Genomic DNA, 2,813 nt, shown 5'->3' on the forward strand with positions numbered 1-2,813 from the left:
GCCGCTCGACCAACAACTCGATGCTGCGGGCGTCGAACACGTCGGTGCGAAACTCCACGTTCCCGCTGATTCCGGCGGGATCGCCGGCTTCCGTCCAGCGCTCGGCCAGCGATAGGACCAGGTCCATGCCGCCGGTGTGCGCACCGACTGGCAGCGAGGAGATCTGCAGGTCACCCAACGCCAGTCCGGCGGCGGGATCGTTGGTCTGCCAGTTTTGCCAGGCCAACATCACCTGAACCAGTGGGTGGTGGTTCAGCGAGCGGGTGGGATTGAGCCGCTCGACCAGCACCTCAAAGGGCACATCTTGATGCTCATACGCCGCCAGACTGCGCTGACGCACCTGAGCCAGCAACTCGGCGGCGGTCAGTTCCCCCGCTACATCCACCCGCAACACCAGCGTGTTGACGAAGAAACCCACCAACTCGTCCAGCGCAGGGTCGCGGCGCCCCGCGATCGGGAACCCGACTGCCACATCCGCGCTGCCGCTAAGCGTCGACAGCAACACCGCGAGGGCCGCCTGCATCACCATGAAACCGGTCGCGTTGTGCTCTGCCGCCATTTCGCGGACCCGCTGCTGCACTTCGGCCGGCCAGTCCACCACCACGCTGGCACTGCGGTAATCGGCAACCGGCGGATAGGGGCGATCAGTGGGCAACTGCAGCCGCTCGGGCATTCCAGCCAGCGCGTCTTCCCAGTAGGCCAGCTGTGCACCGATCCGGCTGGCGCTGTCGTCCAGATCACCGAACTGCGCGCGCTGCCACAACGTGTAATCGACGTACTGCACCGGCAACGGCGCGAGATCCGGGGCCTGCCCGACAGATCGGCTGGCGTAAGCCACGGCCAGATCCCGGACCAGCGGGCTCACCGAGACCCCGTCGGCCGCGATGTGGTGCACCACCGCAACCAGCACATGGTCATCCTCGGCGACACGGAAAAGCCCTGCCCGGAAGGGGATCTCGGTCGCCAAGTCAAACGGGTAGCGCGCCGCGACGCCGACGGCCTCCTGGAGCCGGTCGTCCGGCCAGCCGGCAGCGTCAATGACCTGCCAACCGAAGTCCTGCTTGGGTGCCACCACCAACTGCTGGGGGACGCCGTCGGTCGCGAGAAACAGTGTGCGCAGGCTCTCATGGCGGCCCACCACGTCAGACAGCGCCTCGCCCAACGCGTCGGCGTCGAGGCGACCACTCAGGCGCAGCGCCACCGCCATGTTGTAAACGGCTGAAGATCCCTGTAATTGATTGATGAACCACAACCGGCTCTGGGCAAACGACAGCGGAACCACCGCCGGCCGCTCGAGGGCCACCAACGGCTCCAGCCCACCCTCGCCGGCACCGATACGGGGAACCAACTCGGTGACGGTTGGCGCCTCGAACAAAGCACGGACCGGAACGCTGGCGTCGAACGATCTGTTGATCGCCGCGATGACGCGCATCGCCGACAGGGAATCGCCACCCAGATCGAAGAACGACTCGTCGACGCCGACGCGCTGCAGTCCCAGCACCTGGGCGTAGACACCAGCGACGATCTCCTCGATCGCCGTGGATGGAGCGCGATAACCGACAACATCCTGGTACTCCGGCACCGGGAGGGCCCGTTTATCGAGTTTGCCGTTGACCGTGAGGGGCAAGGCGTCGATCGGCACTATCGCGGCGGGGACCATGTACGCCGGGAGCCGCTCGGCCAGGGCCGTGCGCAGCGCGGCCGGCTCGGCGGTACCGGTGACGTAACCGACCAGGCGCTTGTCGCCGGGGATGTCCTCGCGTGCGATCACCACCGCCTGCTGCACCTCGTCCATTGCGGCCAGTGCCGCTTGGACCTCACCGAGCTCGATGCGGTAGCCGCGGATCTTGACCTGGTCATCGGAACGCCCGAAATACTGCAGCTCCCCGTCAGCGTCCCACGACACGACGTCCCCGGTGCGATACATCCGCGCCGAGGTCCCACCGAACGGGCACGCCACGAATCGCGACGCCGTCAAACCCGCGCGGCCCACATAGCCATACCCCGCCCCCGAACCGGCGACGTACAGGTCACCGGCCACGCCGGCGGGTACCGGGCGCAACCAGCTGTCCAGCACAAAGAATCCGAGGTGGGCCAGCGGCACGCCGATGGGGCTGGCGTTTCGCTCGACGTCGCTGCTGACGATCTCCCTGAACGAGGCGTGCACCGTCGTCTCGGTCGTGCCATACATATTGATCAATCGCGGCGAAACCGGGTGATTGTCCAGCCAGGTTGCCAGACGCTGGGGCTCGAGCGCTTCACCGGCGAATATCACGGTGGAGAGGTTGAGGTGGTCTGCGATTTCGGGGGCGAGCGCGTCGGCGGTCTGCAGTGCGTAAAACGCCGAGGGCGTCTGACTCAACACACTGACCTGCTCGGCGACCAGCAACGCGTGGAAATCCTCCGGCGAACGCGCCACCGACTCCGGCACCACCACCAGCCGCCCACCATGCAGCAGCGCACCCCAGATCTCACACACCGAGACGTCAAAGGCCAACGAATGCCACTGCGACCACACCTGCCCGGACAACTCCAGCCGGTGCTCCATCGAGGTCAACAACTCGATCACGTTGCGGTGGGTTATCGCCACGCCCTTGGGGACGCCGGTAGTGCCCGAGGTGTAGATCAAATACGCGACATCATCGGCCGGCTGCTCCGGTAAGGCAGCGCTGGGTTGCGCACTGATGCTGGGATCGTTGACGTCGATGAGCACGAGGTCACGCCCATCCAGCCGGTCGAGCAATTCGCTGGTGGTGACGGCGGCAACGGGGGCGGCGTCACCAAGGATGAACTCTGCTCGCGCCGCCGGCACC

At 66.3% G+C, this 2,813-nt stretch carries 1 protein-coding gene; it reads right to left on the bottom strand.

Going from position 1 to position 2,813, the window contains the following annotated elements:
* A partial coding sequence (locus tag AC5Y30_RS25355) for an amino acid adenylation domain-containing protein (RefSeq protein ID WP_499922034.1) occupies positions 1-2,813 on the bottom strand: 2,813 nt, incomplete at both ends.

The organism is Mycobacterium sp. NGS27, assembly GCF_059813005.1.